At 67.7% G+C, this 23,440-nt stretch carries 20 protein-coding genes and 1 pseudogene; 16 read left to right on the plus strand and 5 right to left on the minus strand.

Translation table 11 applies throughout. The features are described from left to right. Positions 1–51: 51 nt before the first annotated feature. Both R5H32_RS04390 and R5H32_RS04395 read right to left on the minus strand, forming a co-directional pair. Positions 52–468, minus strand: a pseudogene (locus R5H32_RS04390) (DUF3604 domain-containing protein); the annotation flags it as partial. A 27-nt stretch (positions 469–495) separates the two neighbouring features. Further along, a complete protein-coding gene (locus tag R5H32_RS04395; protein WP_318337471.1) occupies positions 496–861 on the minus strand; it encodes a DUF3604 domain-containing protein in 366 nt (121 codons plus the stop codon). 368 nt (positions 862–1,229) lie between these two features. Here R5H32_RS04395 and R5H32_RS04400 point away from each other — a divergent pair, with 368 nt between their 5' ends. Next, positions 1,230–4,013: an Rne/Rng family ribonuclease gene (locus R5H32_RS04400; RefSeq protein ID WP_318337472.1), complete on the plus strand. Its 2,784-nt coding sequence runs from the start codon at positions 1,230–1,232 to the stop codon at positions 4,011–4,013. Between the two features lie 107 nt (positions 4,014–4,120). Here R5H32_RS04400 and R5H32_RS04405 read toward each other — a convergent pair whose 3' ends face one another. Next, entirely contained in the window at positions 4,121–4,396 is a 276-nt protein-coding gene (locus R5H32_RS04405) for a hypothetical protein (protein WP_318337473.1), read from the minus strand. Positions 4,397–4,561: 165 nt separating this feature from the next. On the opposite strand from R5H32_RS04405, the gene R5H32_RS04410 reads away from it, so the two are divergent. After that, positions 4,562–5,314 carry a cytochrome c biogenesis CcdA family protein gene (locus tag R5H32_RS04410; RefSeq protein WP_318337474.1) on the plus strand — a complete coding sequence of 251 codons (753 nt, stop codon included), beginning with the start codon at positions 4,562–4,564 and terminating at the stop codon, positions 5,312–5,314. 15 nt (positions 5,315–5,329) lie between these two features. Here the strand turns inward: R5H32_RS04410 and R5H32_RS04415 are convergent, their stop codons facing one another. Continuing rightward, complete coding sequence (locus R5H32_RS04415; protein WP_318337475.1) at positions 5,330–7,390, minus strand: glycosyltransferase family 39 protein; 2,061 nt, start codon at positions 7,388–7,390, stop codon at positions 5,330–5,332. A gap of 446 nt (positions 7,391–7,836) precedes the next feature. On the opposite strand from R5H32_RS04415, the gene R5H32_RS04420 reads away from it, so the two are divergent. The 7 genes from R5H32_RS04420 (at position 7,837) to R5H32_RS04450 (ending at position 15,750) form a co-directional block, all read left to right on the plus strand. Then, complete coding sequence (locus R5H32_RS04420) at positions 7,837–8,754, plus strand: 3-keto-5-aminohexanoate cleavage protein (protein WP_318337476.1); 918 nt, start codon at positions 7,837–7,839, stop codon at positions 8,752–8,754. An 11-nt stretch (positions 8,755–8,765) separates the two neighbouring features. After that, entirely contained in the window at positions 8,766–9,278 is a 513-nt protein-coding gene (locus R5H32_RS04425) for a lipocalin family protein (RefSeq protein ID WP_318337477.1), read from the plus strand. Between the two features lie 41 nt (positions 9,279–9,319). Further along, on the plus strand, positions 9,320–10,777 hold the full coding sequence (locus R5H32_RS04430; protein ID WP_318337478.1) for a carnitine 3-dehydrogenase: 1,458 nt from the start codon (positions 9,320–9,322) through the stop codon (positions 10,775–10,777). Continuing rightward, positions 10,774–11,535, plus strand: coding sequence for an SDR family oxidoreductase (locus R5H32_RS04435; protein ID WP_318337479.1), 762 nt, complete (start codon positions 10,774–10,776; stop codon positions 11,533–11,535). Before R5H32_RS04430 ends, R5H32_RS04435 begins: the two co-directional genes overlap by 4 nt. A 3-nt stretch (positions 11,536–11,538) precedes the next feature. Beyond that, on the plus strand, positions 11,539–12,702 hold the full coding sequence (locus R5H32_RS04440) for an acyl-CoA dehydrogenase family protein (protein ID WP_318337480.1): 1,164 nt from the start codon (positions 11,539–11,541) through the stop codon (positions 12,700–12,702). Between the two features lie 247 nt (positions 12,703–12,949). Beyond that, a complete protein-coding gene (locus R5H32_RS04445; RefSeq protein ID WP_318337481.1) occupies positions 12,950–14,947 on the plus strand; it encodes an acetate--CoA ligase family protein in 1,998 nt (665 codons plus the stop codon). Then, positions 14,947–15,750, plus strand: a complete 804-nt coding sequence (locus R5H32_RS04450; protein ID WP_318337482.1) for a carnitinyl-CoA dehydratase — start codon at positions 14,947–14,949, stop codon at positions 15,748–15,750. Before R5H32_RS04445 ends, R5H32_RS04450 begins: the two co-directional genes overlap by 1 nt. A gap of 205 nt (positions 15,751–15,955) precedes the next feature. Here the strand turns inward: R5H32_RS04450 and R5H32_RS04455 are convergent, their stop codons facing one another. Further along, the gene (locus R5H32_RS04455) at positions 15,956–16,282 is read right to left on the minus strand and encodes an iron-sulfur cluster assembly accessory protein (RefSeq protein WP_318337854.1); all 327 of its coding nucleotides are present in this window, start codon (positions 16,280–16,282) and stop codon (positions 15,956–15,958) included. An 80-nt stretch (positions 16,283–16,362) separates the two neighbouring features. Between R5H32_RS04455 and R5H32_RS04460 the strand changes: the two genes are divergently transcribed. The 7 genes from R5H32_RS04460 to scpB all read left to right on the plus strand — a co-directional run bounded on the left by R5H32_RS04460 (position 16,363) and on the right by scpB (position 23,399). Next, complete coding sequence (locus R5H32_RS04460) at positions 16,363–17,553, plus strand: deoxyguanosinetriphosphate triphosphohydrolase (RefSeq protein WP_318337483.1); 1,191 nt, start codon at positions 16,363–16,365, stop codon at positions 17,551–17,553. A 54-nt stretch (positions 17,554–17,607) separates the two neighbouring features. Next, positions 17,608–17,997: an AAA family ATPase gene (locus R5H32_RS04465; RefSeq protein ID WP_318337484.1), complete on the plus strand. Its 390-nt coding sequence runs from the start codon at positions 17,608–17,610 to the stop codon at positions 17,995–17,997. Positions 17,998–18,134: 137 nt separating this feature from the next. Continuing rightward, the gene (gene argS / locus R5H32_RS04470) at positions 18,135–19,880 is read left to right on the plus strand and encodes an arginine--tRNA ligase (RefSeq protein ID WP_318337485.1); all 1,746 of its coding nucleotides are present in this window, start codon (positions 18,135–18,137) and stop codon (positions 19,878–19,880) included. 82 nt (positions 19,881–19,962) lie between these two features. Then, the gene (locus R5H32_RS04475; protein WP_318337486.1) at positions 19,963–20,967 is read left to right on the plus strand and encodes an SPOR domain-containing protein; all 1,005 of its coding nucleotides are present in this window, start codon (positions 19,963–19,965) and stop codon (positions 20,965–20,967) included. Next, positions 20,967–21,977 (plus strand): glycoside hydrolase family 3 N-terminal domain-containing protein, encoded by a 1,011-nt coding sequence (locus R5H32_RS04480; RefSeq protein WP_318337487.1) that lies wholly within the window; start codon positions 20,967–20,969, stop codon positions 21,975–21,977. Before R5H32_RS04475 ends, R5H32_RS04480 begins: the two co-directional genes overlap by 1 nt. Beyond that, on the plus strand, positions 21,970–22,758 hold the full coding sequence (locus R5H32_RS04485) for a ScpA family protein (protein ID WP_318337488.1): 789 nt from the start codon (positions 21,970–21,972) through the stop codon (positions 22,756–22,758). Before R5H32_RS04480 ends, R5H32_RS04485 begins: the two co-directional genes overlap by 8 nt. 62 nt (positions 22,759–22,820) lie before the next feature. Then, positions 22,821–23,399 carry an SMC-Scp complex subunit ScpB gene (scpB, locus tag R5H32_RS04490; protein WP_318337855.1) on the plus strand — a complete coding sequence of 193 codons (579 nt, stop codon included), beginning with the start codon at positions 22,821–22,823 and terminating at the stop codon, positions 23,397–23,399. Positions 23,400–23,440: the final 41 nt, after the last annotated feature.

Genomic DNA, 23,440 nt, shown 5'->3' on the forward strand with positions numbered 1-23,440 from the left:
CCCGCCACGGCGGCTCGGTCAGCCTTCGGGACCGTATCAGATCGTTGACGTTTAGGCGCGTTCCTGGTGGACCGTCTGCGCCCCGCCGGGGATCGGCACGCCGAACCGGATCGCGTCGTAGACGATCCAGCGCGGGTTCGGGATCCCGATGACGCGGGCGTAGTAGAACGCGGGCCGGGCGGGATCGAAGTCCGGGTCAGTCCAGACCGTGCCATGTTCCGATGCGCCAATGGTACTGGTCCAGTTCGCGTTGGAGATGTCGACGGTGTTGCCGACCGCTGGCAGGGCGCCGCTGGCGTCGGGCTCGCGCCCCGCGGACCAGGCCACATCGTAGACCTTACCGGCCGTCGAGCCGTCGGCGTTCAGCCAGCCCTTGACGATCTGGATGCGGTCGAGGTTCGCGCCGATCGGATCGCGCAGGGCGTAGACCATGAAGGTCGGCGCGCCGTCACCGGCGGCGGTCGCCGCGGTATCGCCCCCCTGGCTCGGCGCGTCTTACCAGTTCCTGCCCTGTTCGGTCGCGACGCTAGCGGGCGCCCGGGCGATCAGATGGGTGGCAAAGCCCATCATGTCGGAATGGTCAGCGACCACCAGCCAGTCGAGCGGCCGGCCGATCTTCGCGGGCTGCCCGGTGGAGCTTGTCACCTCCTCGCCGCGCGCGAACCGGTAGGCCTCGTCGAGCCCCAGCCGGTTGACCATGAGCCCGGCGTCGGGCGAAGGCGCGGTGTGGAGACGGGTGTCGCCCCGGTAGACATGGTCCGGGCAGGTCCGTTGCGCGTAAGGCGAATACGCCTTGCCGGCATAGGCCGCCGCGACGCCTCCCGCCGCGAGAGGCCCGTGGACCATTTTCGCCATTGTCATGGCGCGGCCATCCCCGCTATTGTGGCCGCCAGTCGGCATTGAACGCATTCGCGCCAGCCGACTTGTGGAATTCTCTGCCTGATTGCGGACGGGGCATCGACTCCGAAGGGCAATCCGGCGGGTGTCATTGGCCGAAAGGCCGATTCAATACCCCGGCGCCGCAACCGGCGAGGGGCCAGCTAGGGACGCCCGCGCGGCGTTCAGGACAGAACCGCGATGAAACGCGTGAGGACAGAGCAGCAGAATCCGGGCAGGCCGTCGGCCGCCCCCGCAGCTGTTCTTACGCCGTCACTCGCCCAAGCAATTGAACGCGGCTTCCGCGCCGGCCCCTCGGGGGGGCGGCCACCAACCGCGTTCGGAAAGATTTCATGGCCAAGAAAATGCTCATCGATGCCACCCACGCGGAAGAGACCCGCGTCGTGGTGGTTGACGGAAACAAGGTCGAGGAATTCGACTTCGAGACCGTCAACAAGCGCCAGCTCGCCGGCAACATCTATCTAGCGAAGGTCACGCGGGTCGAACCCTCGCTGCAGGCGGCATTCGTCGATTACGGCGGCAACCGCCACGGCTTCCTGGCGTTCTCGGAGATCCATCCCGACTATTACCAGATCCCGGTCGCCGACCGTCAGGCGCTCCTCGAGGAGGAGCGCGCCTATGCAGAGGCGCTCGAGGCCGAGGAGAACGGCCGCTCGCGTCGCCGCGGCAAGCCCCGCGCCGAAAGAAGCCGCCAGGACGACGCCGTCGCGACCAGCGACGAGATCCCCGGAATGACGCTTGTCGATCTCAGCGACGGGGAAGAGGACGAGAACCGGACCGAGGCGGAGGCCGGTGAGGCTTCTCGCGATGCCGGCCGTGACGTCGATGCCGCGGACGCGCCGGACGAGTCCGCCGTCGAGGAGCCGGTGGAGGAACCCTCCGCCGAAGCCCCGCGCGAGGAGCCCTATGTGGCCGCCGACCACGCCTCCGAGACCGACGACGACATCGAGTCGGTCGCCGACGAGGACGTGATCGAGGAGATCCGCCAGCCGCGCAAGCCCCGGCCACGCCGCTACAAGATCCAGGAAGTGATCAAGGTCCGGCAGATCATGCTGGTCCAGGTCGTCAAGGAGGAGCGCGGAAACAAGGGCGCCGCGCTCACCACCTATCTCTCGCTCGCCGGCCGCTACTGCGTGCTGATGCCGAACACCGCCCGCGGCGGCGGCATCTCCCGCAAGATCACCAACGCCGCCGACCGCAAGAAGCTGAAGGAGATCGCGGGCGAGATCGAGGTGCCGGAAGGCGCCGGCCTCATCATCCGCACCGCCGGCAGCCAGCGCACCAAGGCCGAGATCAAGCGCGACTACGAATACCTGATGCGGCTTTGGGAGCAGATCCGTGATCTCACGCTGAAGTCGATCGCGCCCGCGCCGATCTACGAGGAAGGCGACCTGATCAAGCGCACGATCCGCGACCTATACAACAAGGACATCGACGAGGTTCTCGTCGAGGGCGATGCGGGCTACCGCGCGGCCAAGGACTTCATGAAGATGATCATGCCGTCCCACGCCAAGAACGTGAAGCACTACCACGAGGGCCTGCCGCTCTTCGCCCGCTACCAGGTCGAAAGCTACCTCGCGGCGATGTTCAACCCGACCGTGCAGCTCAAGTCCGGCGGCTACATCGTCATCGGAGTGACCGAGGCGCTCGTCGCGATCGACGTCAACTCCGGCCGCGCGACCAAGGAAGGCTCGATCGAGGAGACCGCGCTCAAGACCAACCTCGAGGCGGCGGAGGAAGTCGCGCGGCAACTGCGCCTGCGCGATCTCGCCGGTCTCATCGTCATCGACTTCATCGACATGGAAGAGCGGCGCAACAACGCCGCCGTCGAGAAGCGCCTGAAGGAAAAGCTCAAGACCGACCGCGCCCGCATCCAGGTCGGCCGCATCTCCGGCTTCGGGCTTCTGGAGATGAGCCGCCAGCGTCTGCGTCCCGGCATGCTCGAGGCCACGACCGCGCCCTGCCACCATTGCCACGGCACCGGCATCATCCGCTCCGACGACAGCCTCGCGCTGCAGATCCTGCGCCAGCTCGAGGAGGAGGGGACGCGCAAGCGGTCGAAGGAAGTGCTCCTGAAGGCCCCGGTCGCGGTGGTGAACTTCCTCATCAACCAGAAGCGCGAGCATCTGGCCCAGATCGAGGCGCGCTACGGCATGGCGATCCGGATCGAGGCCGATCCGGCGATGGTGAGCCCCGATTTCTCGATCGAGAAGTTCAAGACCGCGACCCGCTTCGTGCCCGAACCGACCACGCAGGTCGTGTCGGTCGATGCGCTGCGGATGGCCGATCTCGAGGAGGACGAGGAGATCGTCGAGGAGGCCGAGGAGGCCGACGAGGCGGAGGACGCCTCCGAGGCCGCGGCCGAACCTTCGGCGGGCGCCGCGGGCGAGGGCGAGCCCTCGCGCAAGAAGAAGCGCCGGCGGCGGCGGCGGCGCAAGGGCGGCGGCAACGGCGAGGCCGCAGCCGAGACCGGCGCAGAAGCCGAATCCGACACCGAGGAGACCTCGGCCGAGCGCGTTCAGGACGAGACCGGCGAGGTTTCGGAGGTCGAGGCGGGCGCCGAGGAGCCGGCCAAGAAACCCAAGTCCCGCCGTGGCCGTGGCCGCGGCAAGGCGAAAGCGACCGAGGAGGCCGTTGCGGCGCCCGATGCCACTCCGGCGGAGGTTGTCGAAGCGCCCGAGCCTGAGGCGCCCGCGAGCACAGCCGTGACCGAGGAACCGGCCGAGAAGCCCAAGGCGCGCCGCTCCCGTGCCAAGGCAAAACCGGCCGAAGGCGAGGGTGCCGAGCCCGCGCCGGCCAAGCCCCGCGCGCCGCGCAGCCGCAAGCCCGCGGCCGCACGCAAGGCCACCGAAGCCGCCCAGGCGTCTGTGGAAGCCGCCGTGACCGCGCCTGACGCGGAGACGGCTCCGGCCGCACCGGCCGACGAGGCGCCGGTCGCCGCGTCCCAACCGCATGCCGAGCCGGTGGCCCCGGCCCAGCCGGTTCCGGCGCTGAGCCCCGCGGCCGCCGCGCCCGCGGCGCCGATCCAGCCCGACCCGCAGATGGCCGAGGCGAGCGCCGATGAGGCGGACGACGACAAGCCCAAGCGCCGCGGCTGGTGGTCGCTCGGCCGCTGACGGAACGAACGCGGAAGCCGGGTCGACAGACCCGGCTTCTTCATTTTCACCGGGATCATCCGCCCGCAGCCCCTCGGCCGCGCGCCAGCATCCGGCCGCGCGATCGCCTATTTGAAGACGACCTCCAGCTCGTCCTCAAACCAGGTCTTCAGCCCGACCATCGGCTGCTCGCCGGTCTCGGAGAAGGCGAAGACGTGAAAGGCGTCGTTATGCATGGTCACCCGGCAGAAGCGGCCCTCTCCGGCAAGCGCCGCCGGACATTCGGCGAGGTTTACATGTCCCACCGCGGTCTCGAACATCTCGTAGGTGAATTGCGCGGAATCCTGCGCCAAAGCCGCCGTCCCGAAGAGCGCGGCGGCACAGGTCAGTGCCAGTCTTGTCATCTTAACCACCTCCCTTTGCGCCCATCACTCCGGTCATGGACCCTTCCATCCTCGCACGGCGCTCCGCCCCGGCCTCTGACGGCGATCAGCCGCGCCACGACCTTGTGAGAGCCCGTGACGCAATGGCCCCGTGACGGCGCCCGAAGCTTGCGCTAAGGCTGGGCCATGTTGGAAACCGGCATCATGGACGCGGGCTTCGTGCTCGCCGCGCTGATCGCGCTCTTCGCGGGGGTTCTCTCGTTCCTGAGCCCCTGCGTGCTGCCGATCGTGCCGCCTTATCTCGCCTATATCGGCGGCATCACCGTGAGCGAGATGAGCCAGGACGAGGCGCGGCGGCGGCCGACGCTGGTCCCCGCGGCGTTCTTCGTGCTCGGGCTTTCGACGGTGTTCCTGTTTCTCGGCTTCACCGCCTCGGCCTTCGGCCAGTTCTTCCTGCAGAACCAGGACGGATTCGCGATGCTCGCGGGTGCCGTGGTGATGGTCTTCGGCGCGCATTTCCTTGGCATCTTCCGGATCCCCTTTCTCGACCGCGAGGCGCGGTTCTCGGGCGGCGACCGCGGCGGCTCGGCCTTCGGCGCCTATGTGCTCGGCCTCGCCTTCGCCTTCGGCTGGACCCCCTGCATCGGCCCGCAGCTCGGCATGATCCTGGCGCTCGCCGCGCAGGACGGCTCGATGCTGCGCGGCACCGGGCTCCTTGCGGTCTATGCGATCGGGCTCGGCATCCCGTTCCTGCTCGTTGCCGCTTTCTTTCCCCGCCTCCGGGGCACCATGGCCTTCCTCAAGCGCAACATGGACCGGATCGAGCGGATCATGGGACTTCTCCTCTGGACCATCGGCCTGCTGATGCTGACCGGCGGATTCAGCCAGTTCTCCTACTGGCTGCTGGAGACCTTCCCCTCGCTCGCGCTCCTCGGCTGACCCGCGCGGACGCGGTCACTCGGCCACGAACCGCACGACCTTGCGTCCCGGAAACGCCGCCGCGAGCGCCTCGGTGTCCAGATCGCCGGTATCGCGCAGGAAAACCGGCGCCGACCCGCCGAGCCAGGGATCGTTGAGAAACAGCGCCGATCCCGCCTGCGTGACCCCGTCGAAGATCACGACCTTGTCGTCGAAGAGACCCGCGGCCGCGAGGTCGCGCATCTGCGGATCGAAACCGCCATAGCCATGATACTTCTCGACCCCGCGCCAGGACGTGAACACCGTTAGCCCGAAGACGCAGCACAGTCCGAGGATCGTGTCGATGCGGATAGCGCTTTCCTCGTCCTTGCCCCGAAAGCGGTTTCTGAGCGCGTCGTAGCCGCGCGCCGAGAGGTAGAGCAGCGGAAAGGACGCGAGGAACCAGTAGCGCGGGCCGAGATAATAGCTGTCGGCGAACCAGTAGAGGGCCAGTGCCGCGACGACCGCGCCGACGACCGTGATCATCGCCACGTCGAAAAGGCGCAGCGGCCGCTGCCAAAGCAGGAAGGCGAAGACCAGCGACAGCGATCCGACCGACCAGCCGAGCATGTCGAACTGCAGGCTCGCCGCCATGGTGAGCACGTTGATCGCCGCCTCGGTCGGCGAATGGCCGGGCCAGAGGTCGATCACCTCCCGGCCGCCCGGTGCCCCGATATCGGCGCCGAAGCCGTAGGCGTCCGCTCCCGGTGCCCAATGCTGGTCGAGATAGGCGCTGAGAGGGGTCGTCATCGCCGATCCGGTGATCGCGGCATTGTAGGCGAGGAGCAGCCCCACGACGACGAGGCAGCCCGCCCCGAAAGCTGTCGCGCGCCGCATCGACCCGCCCGGCCCGGCGAGGATCCAGAGCCCGGTCACGGCGCCGATCACCAGCCCGTCAAGCGGCCGCGCCGCGACGATCCAGCCGATCGCAATGCCCGCAAGCGCGAGCCTCCGGAGCTCGGCCCGGTCCGACCCGCCGCGCAGCGCCATCCACCAGGCGAAGAGCATCAGCGCCAGCGTCAGCGTATGCGGCATCAGCGTTCCCGCCGCCGCCAGCAGCCAGGGCGAGGAGGCCATCATCGCTGCCACCAGGTCGGCCTGGTCCTGCCCGACCTTGCGCCGGGCGATGTCATAGGCAAGGAGCACCGAGACCCCGGCGAGGAGTGGATTGACGAGCCACGGCAGCCCGCTCACGAATCCGATCGCCAGCGCCGCCGGCCAGCCGGGCATGGCGGCGGCATACCAGCGCCCGTCGCGGACCTCGAACAGATAGGTTTCGAGCCCCGCTTGCGCCGCCTCGGGCGGCGCCGGAACCGTCACCGCGCCGCCGGCGAAGGTGCGCGCCTGGAAGATGAAGGCGGCCTCGTCCTCGTCATGGGGGATGTTCTCGAAGGCGAATTGCGCCAGCAGTAGGCTCGCGACAACGGCGAAGGTCGCGGGCACGATCGGCGATACGCGGTGGACGCCACGGATCGGGCTGCGGACCTGGCTCATCGCAACCAGCACCGCAAGATGCAGCACCATCAGCGCAGCCATCGCCGCGACATGGGCGAGGTACGCACCGTAGGCTCCCCTCCAGACATAGATCAGGAGCGGCACACCGAGCCCGAAGCTTGCCGCGAAATAAATCCCGATCCGTACACCTCCGAGCCGCCGCCTGGCCTCACCAAACAGCCGCTTCGGATCGCACTGTCCCAGCATCCGGATCGCGACCGCCGCCTCGAGCGCGATCACCGCGACCATCAGCCACTCGCGGCCGTTCTGCGGCCTCAGGTGCAGCGTCGGGAACCAGAGCGCCTCGGTCATGTAGAGTTGCGCACCGCCGCCGGTCAGAAAGACGAAGGCGAGCACGCCGAACCGCGCCGCGCCGCAGCGCATCGCATAGCCGAGTGTGGCGAGCGCAAGCGCCAGCACCGAGAGCGCCCAGCGGTCGAGCGGCTCGAGCGCGAGTCCGGCCAGTTGCGAGGGCAGCGTGAGCGCTGCCCAGAGCACCACTCCCGCGCAGATCATTGCCGCGAAGCCGGTCCGGAGGTTCGGCTGGACGGGCACAGCCTTCATGTCCCGGCTGCCGCGAGCGGATTGCGCGTGTCTATCACGGGTGCCGCGTGGCGCCAGCGTCCAGCGTCTTCTGTTTCGTCAGTGCAGGGCGAAGCGACGGTATGTGTCCGCATATGGCTCAATCTTTCGTGCCGCGTCCAAAGGATAAAAGAACCCGCCCGGGCCGTCCGGCCGGGAGAGGGGCCGAGCCTTGCCAATGTAGCCCAAGTTTGGGGCCGCGATCCGAATTTCCGGTTCGGGCCCGTGCTTTATGGCCGAGGCGATGGAAATAAGCATCCAGTCTCGCCATTGTGGAGCGAACGTGAACAACGGTGCGGGGGGCCGGCTGCCGCGATCAGCCGCCCATCTGGCACGGGTTCATTTCGCAATGTGCGAACAAGAATTCGCTATTGGTAAATTGGTCGCCGATGGCATGGCTATAGTCGCAGCAACCAGGGAGGATTCCGATGCCACTTGCCATGAACCGCGAAGTCTTCATCACCTGTGCCGTGACCGGATCGGGCGGCACCCAGGACCGCAGCCCGCACGTCCCGCGCAGCCCCGAGCAGATCGCGAAGTCCGCGATCGACGCCGCCAAGGCCGGCGCCGCGATCGTCCATTGCCATGTCCGCGACCCCGAGACCGGCAAGCCCTCGCGCGACCTGAAGCTCTACCGCGAGGTGACCGAGCGGATCCGCGACGCCGAGGTCGACGTGGTCCTCAACCTCACCGCCGGCATGGGCGGCGACATCGTCTTCGGCGGCGTCGAGAGCCCGTTCCCGGTCAATGCAGGGGCGACCGACATGGTCGGCGCCACCGAGCGCGTCGCCCATGTCGCCGACTGCCTGCCGGAGATCTGCACGCTCGACTGCGGCACGATGAACTTCGCCGAAGCCGACTACGTCATGACCAACACGCCGGGCATGCTCCGCGCGATGGGCCGGATGATGACCGAACTCGGCGTCAAGCCTGAGATCGAGGCCTTCGACACCGGTCACCTCTGGTTCGCCAAGGAACTGGTGAAGGAGGGCGTGCTCGACGGTCCGGCGCTGGTGCAGCTCTGCATGGGCGTGCCCTGGGGCGCGCCGGACGACCTAAATACCTTCATGGCGATGGTCAACAACGTGCCCTCGGACTGGACCTTCTCGGCCTTCGCGCTGGGGCGCAACCAGATGGCCTATGCCGCGGCCGCGGTGCTCGCGGGCGGCAACGTCCGGGTCGGGCTCGAGGACAACCTCTGGCTCGACAAGGGTGTCCTGGCGACCAACGCCCAGCTCGTCGAGCGCGCCGCGACGGTGGTGACGAACATGGGCGCGCGGGTGATCGGACCGGAGGAGGTGCGCGCGAAGCTCGGGCTCACCAAGCGGGCGCCGGTAGCCAAGTGATCAGGCTTGCGGTGGCATTCGTCCTCGGTTTGGCGTCCGCCGCATCCGCCGAGGCCTATCGGGACCGGTCGGTCCCGATAGAGACGGTGTCCGAACTGGATATCGAAAGATATGCTGGCCGCTGGTACGAGATCGCCCGCTTCCCGAACTCGTTCGAGAAGGGCTGCGTCGGGGTAACCGCCGATTATACGCTTCGAAAAGATGGGCAGGTGAGCGTACTGAATACCTGCCGCAAGGGGGCGCTCGACGGGCCGGTCAAGACCGCGAAAGGCGTGGCCCGCATCGAGGGGCCGGGCAAGCTGTCGGTGACCTTCGTTCCGTGGCTTCCCTTCGCGCGCGGCGACTACTGGGTGCTCTACCTCGACGCCGACTACTCGCTGGTGGCGATCGGAACCCCGCGCGGCAAGACGGGCTGGATATTGGCGCGGCAGCCGATGATCAGTGCCGAGCAAAGATCGCGAGCCGAAGCGGCGTTGCGCCGGAACGGATATGACACAAGCAAACTGATCGACGTGGCGCAATAACCGCTCTGAGATCTTGAACAGACGGAAAAGGAGAGGCAGTCATGAAGACGGCCGCAATCATCGGTGGTGGCGTGATCGGCGGCGGCTGGGCCGCGCGGTTCCTTCTGAACGGCTGGAACGTTCGTGTGTTTGATCCTGACCCGCAAGCCGAGCGCAAGATCGGCGAGGTGCTGGCCAACGCCCGCGCCGCGTTGCCGGCGCTATCGGACGTGCCGATGCCGCAAGAGGGTCGCCTGAGTTTCGCCGCGACCGTCGCCGAGGCGGTGGACGGCGCTGATTACATTCAGGAATCCGTCTCGGAACGGCTCGAACTCAAGCACCGCGTCTTCGCCGAGATCCAGGCGGTTGCGAAGGGCGTCCCGATCGGCTCCTCGACCAGCGGTTTCAAGCCGTCGGAACTGCAGGAGGGCGCCGCGGATCCCTCGACGATCTTCGTCTCGCACCCCTTCAACCCTGTCTATCTCCTGCCCCTTGCAGAGATCGTCCCGAGCGCGAAGTCGGATGCGAAAGTCATTGAAAGCGCCAAGGAAATACTTCGTGAAGTGGGCATGTTCCCGCTCCATGTCCGCAAGGAGATCGACGCCCATATCGCCGACCGTTTCCTCGAGGCTGTCTGGCGCGAGGCGCTCTGGCTGGTGAAGGACGGCATCGCCACGACCGAGGAGATTGACGAGGCGATCCGCATGGGCTTCGGCCTGCGCTGGGGCCAGATGGGGCTGTTCGAGACCTACCGGGTGGCGGGCGGCGAGGCCGGCATGAAACACTTCATGGCCCAGTTCGGCCCCTGCCTGCAGTGGCCCTGGACCAAGCTTACCGATGTCCCCGAATTCACGGAAGAATTGGTCGACCTGATCGCCGGCCAGTCCGACGAGCAGTCGGGAAAATACACGATCCGCGAGCTCGAACGCATCCGCGACCAGAACCTCATCGGCTTCCTGCGCGCGCTTAAGGACCGGAACTGGGGCGCGGGCAAGGTGCTCCTCGACCACGACAAGCGCCGCCGCGCCGCCTTCCACGAGGCGGGAAAGACCGGCGAGGGCGCCCCGCTGGTGATGGCGCAGATGCAGGTCCTGCCGGGCTGGATCGACTATAACGGCCACATGACCGAAAGCCGGTATTTGTTTGCGTCATCAGAGACTTCCGATGCGTTCCTGAGGCTGATAGGCGCCGATATGGACTATGTCGCGAACGGGCACAGCTACTATACCGCCGAGACCCACATCATGCATCTCGGCGAAGCGAAGCTTGGCGACCGCCTGACCGGCACGCTCCAGGTGCTGCATGCCGACGAAAAGCGCCTCCATGTCTTCATCCGAATCCTGCGCGGCGACGAGGTGGTGGCGAGCCTCGAACAGATGCTGCTCCATGTCGACATGAAGGCCGGCAGGACCTGCCCGGCCGCACCCGAAGTGCTCGCGAAGCTCCTGCCCATCGCCGAGGCTCACCGCCCCCTGCCGCGCCCGGAAGCGGCCGGCCGTTTCGTCGGACAGCGCAAGTGAGCCAGCGGGTCCTCATCACCGCCGGGGCAGCTGGGATCGGCCTCGCCATGGCCCGGACCTTCGCAGAGACCGGTGCCGAGGTTTGGGTGACGGATGTCGACGAGACCGCGCTCAAGGCGGTGCCAGCCGGCATCCGCGCCTCCCGCGTGAATGCATCGGACGAGGCCGAGATGGCTGCTTTCTTCAAGGAAGTGAGGGAAGTATGGGGCGGCGTTGATGTCCTTTGCGCCAATGCCGGGATCAAGGGGCCGACGGCCTCGGTCGAGGAGATGCCTCTGGGCGAATGGCGCGACTGCATCGCCGTCAATCTCGACGGCGCGATGCTGGCCGCGAAATATGTGGCACCCCTGATGAAGGCCCAGGGCAAGGGCGTGATCCTCTTCACCTCCTCCACCGCCGGGCTCTACGGCTTTCCCTACCGCGCGCCATATGCGGCGGCGAAATGGGCGGTGATCGGTCTGATGAAGACCGTCGCGATGGAGCTTGGCCCCCATGGCATCCGCGCCAACGCCATCGCGCCCGGTTCCGTCACCGGCCCGCGCATCGACCGGGTGTTCCATGCCGAGGCCGAGGCGAAGGGCATGACCTACGAGGCGGTCCGGGACGGCTATGCGGCCGGAACTGCCCTTGGAAGACTCTCCGACCCCGAGGATATCGCCAACATGGCGGTCTTTCTCGCCTCCGACGCCGCCCGCATGGTCTCCGGCCAGGTTCTGACCGTGGACGGCTTTACGATCAACCCCGACCCGAAGGTGTGATAGATGGATTTCGGACTGACCGAAGAACAGCGCATGATCGTCGAGACGACGCGGGCGTTTGTCGAAAACGAGCTTTACCCGCACGAGGCCGAAGTCGAGCGCAGCGGCCACCTGCAGATGGAGCTGATAAAAGAGATCCAGGCCAAAGCGATAGAGGCCGGTCTTTATGCGGCCAACATGCCCGAGGAGGTCGGGGGTGCCGGTCTCGATACCCAGACCTGGCTCCTTTACGAGAAAGAGCTCGGCAAGGCCAATTACGCGCTCCACTGGACCTGCGTCGCGCGTCCCTCGAACATTCTTCTGGCCGGGACGGACGAACAGAAGGAGCGGTACCTCCATCCCTGTATCCGTGGCGAAAAATGGGACTGCCTCGCGATGACCGAACCCGGCGCGGGCTCCGACCTGCGTGGCATGAAGGCCTCGGCACGGGAGGACGGGGACGACTTCATCCTGAACGGGACGAAGCACTTCATCTCCCACGCCGACATAGCGGATTTCGCCATCACCTTCATGGCCACGGGCGAAGAGCAGACGCCGCGAGGCGTTAAGAAGAAGATCACAGCCTTCTTCGTGGACAAGGGCACCAAGGGCTTCTCCGTGCGCGAGGGCTACCGCAATGTCTCGCATCGCGGTTACACGAATGCGGTTCTGGAGTTCGACGACTGCCGCCTGCCGAAATCCGCGATCCTCGGCGAGGTCCACAAGGGCTTCGAGGTGGCCAACACATGGCTCGGCGCCACCCGGCTTCAGGTCGCTGCGACCTGCCTCGGCCGCGCCGAACGGGCGCTCGGACATGCGGTCTCCTATGCCGCCGAGCGCGAGCAGTTCGGCCAGAAGATCGGTAAGTTCCAGGGAATCTCTTTCAAGCTTGCGGACATGGCGACGGAACTTAAAGCCGCGGAACTGCTCACTCGCGAGGCCGCCTGGAAGTTCGACCAAGGCATCGTGACGGAAACCGACATGTCTATGGCCAAGCTCAAGGCGACCGAGACCCTGGCCTTCATCGCCGATGAAGCGATCCAGATCCATGGCGGCATGGGGCTGATGGATGAGCTTCCCCTCGAACGGATCTGGCGTGACGCCCGCGTCGAGCGGATCTGGGAGGGAACGAGCGAGATCCAGCGTCACATCATCAGCCGCGAACTTCTCCGCCCCCTTGGCGCCTGAGCCCGCTACCCCGGGGGGCTGTCTGCCCCCCGGACCCCCGAGGATACTTGCAAAAAAGAAGAAGCAACGAAATGTTAACTATTCGTGGGCAGAGTGATGTCACGGTGCAGGCGGGGACGCCGATGACCGTAAAAGGAGAAGGCGCTCCGTCCCGTTCGGGGCGGAGCGTTTCTTCATTCTTCTTTTCACAAGTATCCCGGGGTCCGGGGCAGCGCCCCGGTGCTTTCCACGGGCGCGGAGGCTGGGCATGAGCCGCGACCTCTCCCGCCTGCTGCGTCCTCGTTCGATCGCCGTGATGGGGTCGGTCTGGGCCGAGAACGTCATCGCCCAGTGCCGCAAGATGGGCTTCGCGGGGCCGGTCTGGCCGGTCCATCCGACTAAGGCCGAGATTGGCGGGCTACCGGCATACACTTCTCTCGCTGCTCTGCCCGACGCGCCGGATGCGAGTTTCATCGGTGTCAACCGCCACGCGACGGTCGAGGTCGTGGGCGAACTCGCGCGGATGGGGGCGGGCGGGGCGATCTGTTTTGCCTCTGGCTGGACCGAGGCCGGCGAGAAGGGATTGCAGGACCGTCTCGTCGCAGCGGCGGGCGGGATGCCGGTGCTTGGGCCGAACTGCTACGGCGTCATCAACTACCTCGACGGGGCGCTTCTCTGGCCTGATCAGCACGGCGGGAAACGGGTGGAGAAGGGGGTGGCGCTGCTTTCGCAGTCCTCGAACATCGTCATCAACCTCACGATGCAGGCGCGCGGTCTTCCCGTCGCCTACGTCGCCTGTCTCGGCAATGCCGCGCAGATCGGGCTCGCCAAACTTGCCGGCGCGCTCCTGGCCGATGACCGGGTCACAGCGATCGGCATGTATGTCGAGGGGATCGACGATGCCCCGGCTTTCGCGGCGCTGGCCGAGGCGGCACGGGCCGCCGGCAAGGGTGTGGTTTGCGTAAAGTCCGGCAAGACCGAGGCGGCGCAAAGTGCTGCGGCCTCACATACAGCGGCCCTCGCCGGGGGCGGTGCGGCCTCCTCCGCCTTCCTGCGCCAGTCCGGTGTCGCGGAGGTGAACACGCTCGCGGAACTCGTTGAGACGCTGAAGATATTCCACGTTCATGGGCCGCAGATCGGCACCAGGCTCTGCTCGCTCTCGTGTTCGGGTGGCGAGGCGGGGCTGGTGTCGGATCTCGCCGCGCCCTACGGGCTCGACTTCCCGGCGCCGAGCCCGGGCCAGCGCCGGCGGCTTGGCGAGATTCTCGGGCCGATCGTCGCGATCGCCAATCCGCTCGACTACCATACCTTCATCTGGGGCGACGGGCCGCGCACCACGGATGTCTTCACGACGATGCTCGAGGGCTATGATGCGGGCATTTTCGTCATCGACCCACCGCGCCCCGACCGCTGCGATCCGGCCTCGTTCCAGCCTGCACTCGACGCGATCGAGGCGGCGGGGAAGGCGACCGGCAAGCCCGCGTTCCCGGTCTCCTCGCTGCCGGAGAACTTCGACGAGGCGCGGGCCGAGGCGCTGGTCGCGCGCGGCGTCGCACCCCTGTTGGGGCTCGAGACCGCGCTCGGGGCGCTGAAGGCCGCGCAGACCGGGCCGGGGCGGCCGGGTTGGCGGCCCGCGCCGGCACTCGAGCCTCGCGCCACAAGGCTTCTCGACGAGGCCGAGGGCAAGCGGTTCCTCGATGCCGTGGGCGTGCCGATCCCGCGCGGGGTGATCGGCGCGACCCTGGCCGAAGTGCGCGAGAAGGCGGCGGGCCTCGCGGCGCCCCTCGTCCTCAAGGGGCTCGGCTTTGCCCACAAGACCGAGGCCGGCGCGGTGCGGCTCGGGCTCGCCTCGCTCGATGGCGAAGCCGGGATCGAGGGCGCGACCGGCTATCTCGTCGAGGAGATGGTGACCGGGGCGGTGGCCGAGGTGCTGCTCGGGCTCCGGCGCGATCCGGTCTACGGGGTGACGCTGACGCTCGGTCTCGGCGGCGTGGCGGCAGAGCTTCTTGCCGACACGGTGACACTGGTGCTGCCGGTCGGCGAGGACGAAGTGCTCGCTTCCATGCAGCGGCTTCGGCTCTGGCCGCTCCTCGACGGCTATCGCGGCCGGCCGCGCGCCGACATGGCGGCGGTGGCGGGGATCGCGGTGCGGCTCGGGCAGGCGATGCTCGACCGTCCTGAACTGGAGGAAATCGAGATCAACCCGATCCTCGTCCGGCAATCGGGCGCGGTCGCGGTGGACGCATTGATACGGGAGGCGACGTGATGGCTGGAATGCAGATGCGGACCGAGGGTCCGGTTCGGACCAGGCGCGAGGGCGGCATCCTCGAGGTGACGCTCGACCGGCCCAAGGCCAATGCGATCGACCTTGCGACGAGCCGGATCATGGGGCTCGTGTTCCGCGACTTCCGCGACGACGACAGTTTGCGAGTCGCGATCCTGCGCGCCGAGGGCGACAAGTTCTTCTGCCCCGGCTGGGATCTCAAGGCCGCGGCCGGGGGCGATGCGGTCGACGGCGACTACGGGGTGGGGGGCTTTGGTGGCCTTCAGGAACTGCCCCATCTCAACAAGCCGGTGATCGCGGCGGTGAACGGCATCTGCTGCGGCGGCGGGCTGGAGCTCGCGCTTTCCTGCGACCTGATCCTCGCCTCCGACAATGCCACCTTCGCGCTGCCGGAAATCCGCTCCGGCACGGTGGCCGACGCCGCCTCGATCAAGCTGCCGAAGCGCATTCCCTACCATGTCGCGATGGACCTTCTTCTGACCGGGCGCTGGTTCGACGCCGAGGAGGCGTTGCGCTGGGGGCTTCTGAAGGAGATCACGTCCCAGGCCGACCTTCTCGCCAAGACCTGGGAACTCGCCCGGCTCCTCGAAAGCGGTCCGCCCCTGGTCTATGCCGCCATCAAGGAGGTCGTGCGCGAGGCCGAGGCGATGCGCTTTCAGGATGCGCTGAACCGGATCACCAAGCGGCAGATGTCGACGGTGGATCGGCTCTATGGCTCCGAGGACGTGCTTGAGGGCCAGCGCGCCTTTGCCGAGAAGCGCGATCCGGTCTGGAAAGGGCGGTAGAACAGGGCCCGAACCGGGGCGTCCGGAGGTGGCCGCGCGCTTCCGTCCCCCCTTGTGGGGGAGGGAGGGGGGGGCTGGAAGCCCCGAAGGCCCGAGGTCACCCCCACCCCCATCCCCTCCCCACGGAGGGGGAGGGGAGGCGCCTGCTTCGCGCGTGTTTGTTTGCGGCCCGGGCGCGAGCCGGCCCGGCCCCCACCGGTTGGGATCAGATCGAGAAGCTCGTGCCGCAGCCGCAGCTCGATGTGGCGTTCGGGTTCTCGACCACGAACCGCGCGCCGATCAGCTCGTCGGCAAAGTCAATTACCGCGTTCTGCAGGAACGGCAGCGAGACGCTGTCCACCAGCACCTTTTGCCCCTCGCCCTCGAGCACCAGATCGTCCGGCGCCGGATCGTCGAGCCGGATGTCGTACTGAAAGCCCGAGCAGCCGCCGCCCTCGACCGCGACGCGCAAGGCCTTCGCCTCGCCGCTGGCCGCGTTGATTTCTGCCAGTCGCGCGAAGGCGCGGGGCGTGACTTTCGGCGGCAATGTCAGGTCCATGACGGAATCCCATGTCAATTCGCGGGCAATGCCCATATATGATCGCGCGAAAGACGCGACAAGAACAGGCCGTTATGACGCTTGCACCCTATGCCTGCCATCCGGAGACATCCCGAGGCCGGCTCTTCCCGGAAACCATGTCGACCTTCCGCTCGCCCTTCCAGCGCGACCGCGACAGGATCATCCATTCCTCCGCCTTCCGGCGCCTCAAGCACAAGACCCAGGTCTTCGTCGAGCATGAGGGCGACTATTACCGCACCCGGCTTACCCATACGATCGAGGTGGCGCAGGTCGCGCGCACCATCGCCGGGACGCTCGGGCTCAATGTCGAGTTGGCCGAGGCGGTGGCGCTCGCCCACGATCTCGGCCATCCGCCCTTCGGCCATACCGGCGAGGACGCGCTCCATGAGCTGATGGCGCCCTTTGGCGGCTTCGACCACAACGCGCAGGCGATCCGCATCGTCACGCGGCTCGAGCGGCACTACGCCGATTTCGACGGGCTCAACCTGACCTGGGAGACGCTCGAGGGCATCGCCAAGCACAACGGGCCGGTGATCGGGCCGAACGCGCAGGGCTCGCATTCGGTGGCCGACCCGGCCGACATGCCCTATGCGCTGGCCGAGGTGAACGCCCAACATGATCTGGAGCTTCACACCCATGCCTCGGCCGAGGCGCAGGTGGCGGCGGTGGCCGACGACGTCGCCTACAACCACCACGACCTCCACGACGGGCTCCGCGCCGGGCTCTTCACCGAGGCGGACCTGATGGAGCTGCCGGTGACCGGCCCCGCCTTCGAGGAGGTCGACCGGCTCTATCCCGGCCTCGACCCCTCGCGCCGCCGCCACGAGGCCCTGCGCCGGGTCTTCGGGGTGATGGTGGAGGACGTCATCGCCGTCGCCCGAAACCGGCTGGAGGCGAGCCAGCCCCAGTCGGCCGAGGAGATCCGCGCGATGGAGGGGCCGATCATCCGGTTCTCGAAACCGCTCTACCAGAACCTCAAGGCGATCAAGTCCTTCCTCTTCACCCGCATGTACCGCGCGCCCTCGGTGGTGCGCGAGCGCCAGCGCGTGACGGCGATGGTCAAGGACCTCTTTCCGCTCTTTCTCGAAGAGCCCTCGCTCCTGCCGGACGAATGGCACGCCGACATCGCGAGGGCACAGGACAAGACCGAGCTTGCCCGCGTCGTCCTCGACTATGTGGCGGGCATGACCGACCGCTTCGCGATCCAGGAGCACGAGCGGCTCTGCCGGGCCGGGGCGGCCTGAGCGATGGCGCGGAGGAAATTCACCACCAGCCTCCCCGCGCCCTATCTGAAACGGGTGACGGTCATCGCCGACAAGTACGATCCGGGGCAGGGCTACCCCTTCGACCTGCCCTGGCTCGACGCGGATTTCGCGCTCGACTTCACCACGCCCGTCACCGTGCTCGTCGGCGAGAACGGCACCGGAAAATCGACCCTCATCGAGGCGCTCGCCGCGATGGCCGTTTATGACGAGGCCGGGGGTGGCAAGGGATTTGCGCCGGTCGATCACAGTCGCGCCATAGACTGCTGGAGATCACCCGGTTCGGCATTTCAGAGACCGACTACCGCAACACCCGCCATTTCCGGCTCTACCGCAGCTTCGCGGCCGATCCCGAGGCGTTCGTCGCCGAGGCGCTGCGCGGCGAGTGGTGAGGCCGGACCCCGATCGCGCCTTCATCGTGCCTGAGATATTCCCGGGGATGTGGGGGCGTCGGCCCCGCACGGTCGGCCGGCCAAGGGGCCGGCCGAAGCCCGGCCGCGCAGCCTGAGCATTGACGCCGCAAACCGCCTCTGGCATGGCAACCGGGACGGAAGGATATGCAGATGAACCTCTTTGCCGAAATCCGGGCGCTCGTCGTCGAAAGCCTCGCCGACATGGTCGCCAAGGGTGACCTGCCCGCGGGGCTCGACATGGTCAATGTCGCGGTGGAGCCGCCGCGCGACGCAGCCCACGGCGACATGGCGACCAATGCCGCCATGGTGCTCGCCAAGCCCGCCGGCCTCGCGCCGCGTGCCATCGCCGAGACGCTGGCAGCGCGCCTCGCAGCCGATCCGCGCATCAGCACCGCCGAGGTGGCCGGGCCCGGCTTCCTGAACCTCCGCCTCGCACCCGCCGTCTGGCAGGGCGTGGTGCGATTGGCCCTTGCCGAGGGCCGAGATTTCGGGCGCTCCTCCATGGGGCAGGACAAGCGCGTCAATGTCGAGTTCGTCTCGGCTAACCCGACCGGGCCAATGCATGTCGGCCATACCCGCGGCGCGGTCTTCGGCGACGCCCTGGCAAGCCTGCTCGACTTCGCCGGCTTCGACGTCACCCGCGAATACTACATCAACGATGGCGGCGCGCAGGTCGACGTGCTCGCCCGCTCGGCCTACGAGCGCTACCGCGAGGCCAACGGCCTCGATCCCGAGATCGCCGAGGGGCTCTATCCCGGCGATTACCTCATTCCCGTGGGCGAGGCGCTGAAGGCGAAATACGGAACGAGCCTGCTCGACCGGCCCGAGGCCGACTGGCTCGCCGATGTGCGCGCCTTCGCCACCGCCGAGATGATGGCGATGATCCGCGAGGATCTGGCGCTCCTCGGCGTAAAGATGGATGTCTACTCCTCGGAGAAGGCGCTCTACGGCACCGGCAAGATCGAGGGTGCCATCGACACGCTGCGCGGCATGGGGCTGATCTACGAGGGCACGCTCGAGCCGCCGAAGGGCAAGCTGCCCGAGGACTGGGAGGAGCGCGAGCAGACGCTGTTCCGCTCGACCGCGCATGGCGACGACGTCGACCGGCCGGTGAAGAAGTCGGACGGAAGCTGGACCTATTTCGCCCCCGACATCGCCTACCACTACGACAAGGTCAGCCGCGGCTACGACCTCCTGATCGACGTCCTCGGCGCCGATCACGGCGGCTATGTGAAGCGGCTGAAGGCGGTTGTCTCGGCGCTCTCGGGCGGCAAGGTGCCGCTGGAGGTCAAGCTCATCCAGCTCGTCAAGCTCTGGAAGAACGGAGCGCCCTTCAAGATGTCGAAGCGGGCTGGGACCTTCGTCACGCTCCGCGACGTGGTCGAACAGGCCGGCGCGGACGTCACGCGCTTCGTGATGCTCACCCGCAAGAATGACGCGGCCCTGGACTTCGACTTCGACAAGGTGCTCGAACAGTCGAAGGACAACCCGGTCTGGTATGTGCAATACGCCCATGCCCGGGTCTCCTCGGTGATCCGCAAGGCCACCGCGGCCGGGATCGCCGCCGATGACGCGACGCTCGGCGCGGCGGATCTTTCGAAGCTCGGCCACGAGGCCGAGATCGGGCTCGCGAAGAAGATCGCCGAATGGCCGCGCCTCGTCGAGATCGCCGCGCGCGGGCAGGAGCCGCATCGGATCGCGTTCTACCTCTATGAACTCGCCTCCGATCTCCATGCGCTCTGGAACCGCGGCAACGACGATGCCAGCTTGCGCTTCCTGCAGGAGGGCGACGCGGCCACGAGCCAGGCCAAAATCGCGCTCGCGCGGGCCACGGGCGTTGTCATTTCCGCCGGCCTTGGTATCCTTGGCGTGACCCCGGCCGAAGAGATGCGCTGAGACAGAACGCCAGCCGGGACGACGCAGGCAAGACGGACCCGGCGCCGCCGAATTTGGGCGCGGCGCGCGAGCGAGGCAGAGCATGGCGGAAGCGGATTATGACGACTACGACGCCTATGACGGCTACGCCGAGGCGGCGTTGACGCGCGCCCGGCGCGGCGGGGCGGTTCAGAAATGGATCAACGGCGCCGGCGCGGTGACCTCTCTGGCGCTGATCGTCGGGTTGGGCATCTGGGGATACAATCTCGCGGTGCGCGATGTGCGTGGCGTTCCGGTCGTGCGGGCGCTGGAAGGTCCGGCGCGGATCGCCCCCGAAAATCCCGGTGGCGAGCTTGCGCTGCACCAGGGCATGGCGGTCAACGAGATTGCCGCCGATGGCACGGCAGGCGATCCGGCCGAGTCGCTGACGCTCGCCCCCCGCCCCGAAGGGCTTGCCGACGAGGACCAGCCGATGGGCGCGATCGCTGAAGCCGGCGGTCAGCCGGCGCCCGACGCTCCGGCCGGGACGGTGGAGCCCGCGCCGATCGACCCGGCGCTGTCCGGTGCCGAGACCCCCGCGCTGCAGGAGCCGCTGCCGGACGGGCCGGTCGAACCGGTCGGGCTCGAGACGGAGCTTGCGATGGCTGAGGCGATATTCGTGGCCCCGGACGTGATCGCAGCCGACATTCCCGGCGTCGCTGTCTCGCGCCGCCCCGCGTCGCGGCCCGGTGGCGCCGCGATTCCGGATGCGATGCCCGATGATCTGTCCGATCCGATGGCGGAAGCCGCCGCCGCCGCCGTGGCGCTGGCGCTCGCGCCGCAGCTTGCGGCCGATGTGGCGCCCGGATCCCTGGCCTCGGGCACACAGCTCGTGCAGATCGGCTCCTATCCCGAAGAGTCCGAGGCGCGGCTCGAATGGGACAAGACGGTGGCGCGGTTCGGCGCGCTAATGGACGGGAAGCGCCGGGTGATCGAGCCTGCGGAAAGCAGCGGCCAAGCCTTCTACCGGCTGCGGGTCGCGGGGTTCACTGATCTTGACGACGCCCGGCGGTTCTGCGCCGCGCTCAAGGCCGAGAACGCCGAATGCGTGCCCGCCGTGGTGCGCTGATGGCCAATTCCGCAACGATTCTCGGCTGCGAGGGCAGCCGGCTTGGTGCTGGCGAGGCAGAGTTTTTCCGCGAGGCCGATCCATGGGGCTTCATCCTGTTTTCGCGCAATGTCGATTCACCCGACCAGCTTCGCCGCCTGACCGGCGATCTGCGGGCTGCGGTGGGCCGCGAGGCGCCGATCCTCGTCGATCAGGAGGGCGGCCGGGTCCAGCGGCTCGGCGCGCCGCACTGGCGCGAATGGCTGCCGCCGATGGATCAGGTCGCCCGGACCACACCCGAGGCGATGGAGCGCGGCATCTATCTTCGCTACCGGCTGATTGCGGCTGAACTGAGGGCGGTCGGCATCGACGCGAACTGCGCACCCACGGCCGATATCGCCGGATCCGATACCCATCCGTTCCTGAAGAACCGCTGCTTCGGCACTGATGCCGAGACGGTGGCGAAGGCGGCCCGCGCCTCGGCCGAAGGCCTGCTTCGGGGCGGTGTGCTGCCGGTGGTGAAACATCTGCCCGGACACGGTCGCGCGGTGGTGGACAGCCACCTGCAGCTGCCGCGCGTGGGGGCGGCCATAGATGAGCTCGACGCGACGGACTTCGTCCCGTTCCGGGCACTTTCCGACCTGCCGATGGCGATGACCGCCCATATCGTCTTCGACGTGCTCGATCCCGAGCGCCCGGCCACCGCCTCGGCGGACGCGGTCACTTTCATCCGCGACGGAATCGGCTTCGGCGGGCTCCTGATGACCGATGATCTGTCGATGGAGGCGCTCACCGGCACGCTCGCAGATCGCGCGGCGGCCGGGATCGCGGCGGGTTGCGACATCGCGCTCTACTGCAAGGGCATCCGGGCCGAGGCCGAGGCGGTCGTCGTCGCCTCCGGGCGCCTCTCCAGCGCCGCCGCGGCGCGCGCCGACAAGGCCCTGGCCTGCCGCCGGAGCCCCGATGCCATTGACACCGCCCTTCTGGAGGCCGAACTTGAGGCCCTTCTGATGGGACAGGTCCATGGCTGATCCGACAGAGTTCGAGGAAGACCGGACCTCGGTCAGCGAACGTCTCGCCGCCGAGGCGCTGATCGTCGATGTCGACGGCTTCGAAGGGCCGCTCGACCTGCTCCTGATGCTGTCACGCACGCAAAAGGTCGACCTGCGCAAGATTTCGGTGCTGACGCTCGCCGAGCAATACCTTGCCTTCGTCGAAAAGGCCAAGGTGCTCCGGCTCGAACTCGCGGCCGACTACCTGGTGATGGCGGCATGGCTCGCCTTCCTGAAGTCGCGGCTCCTCCTGCCGCCCGATCCGGAGGACGAGGGACCGTCGGGCGAGGAACTGGCCGCCCATCTCGCCTTCCAGCTCGAACGGCTGCAGGCGATGCGCGAATCCGCCGCCCGGCTGATGGCGCGCGACCAGAAGGGCCGCGACTTCTTCGTGCGCGGCGTCCCCGAGGACGTGATGCGGGTCCGCAAGGTCACCTACACCGCGACGCTTCTCGACCTGATGCAGGCCTACGCCCGCATCCGTACCCGCGACGAGTTCCGCCCCTATGCGATGGACCGCCACCATGTCTTCACCATGGAACAGGCGCTGGACCGGATGCGGGGGTTGATCGGCTTCGCCGGCGACTGGACCGACCTCGCCGTCTATCTGCCGGAGGGCTGGACCGCCGATCCCGCGCGCCGCCGCTCCGCCACGGCATCGACCTTCGCCGCGTCGCTGGAGCTTGCCAAGCAAGGCCGGATCGAGTTGAGACAGGCCGAGACCTTCGCACCCATCGCCATCAGACGGAAAGAGACGTGACCGAGACCAGCGCGCCCGAGAAGAGCCTGTTCGAGGCCCCGCCCATCGCCGAGCAGGAGCGTATGGTGGAGGCGATCCTCTTCGCCTCGACGGACCCGGTGACGGTCGCCGACCTCGCGGCGCGGATGCCGCATGGTTCGGACCCGGCCGAGGCGCTCGTCTACCTGCGCAAACGCTACGAGGGCAGGGGTGTCCGGGTGGTGAAGGTCGGCGATGCCTGGGCGATGCGCACCGCGCCCGACCTCGGCTTCCTGATGCAGAAGGAGACGGTCGAGACCCGCAAGCTGTCGCGCGCGGCGATCGAGACGCTGGCGATCATCGCCTATCACCAGCCCGCAACCCGCGCCGAGATCGAGGAGATCCGTGGCGTCGCGGTAAGCCGGGGTACGGTCGACCAGCTCCTCGAGATGGAGTGGATCCGCTTCGGGCGCCGGCGGATGACGCCGGGGCGTCCGGTGACCTATGTGGTCACGCAACAATTCCTCGACCATTTCGGGCTGGAATCGGCGCGCGACCTGCCGGGGCTTAAGGAACTGAGGGCCGCCGGCCTTCTCGACAGCCGGCCGTTGCCGGGCACGGTCAGCCTTTCGGACGAAGAGGCGGAAGATCAGGCCGGCCAGAGCGAACTTTTCGAGGATTGAGACCGGGCCGGACGCCGGGTCTCGATTTTTCGCCGAAAAAT

This window comes from Defluviimonas sp. D31 (assembly GCF_033436765.1).
In the GTDB taxonomy this organism is placed as follows: domain Bacteria; phylum Pseudomonadota; class Alphaproteobacteria; order Rhodobacterales; family Rhodobacteraceae; genus Albidovulum.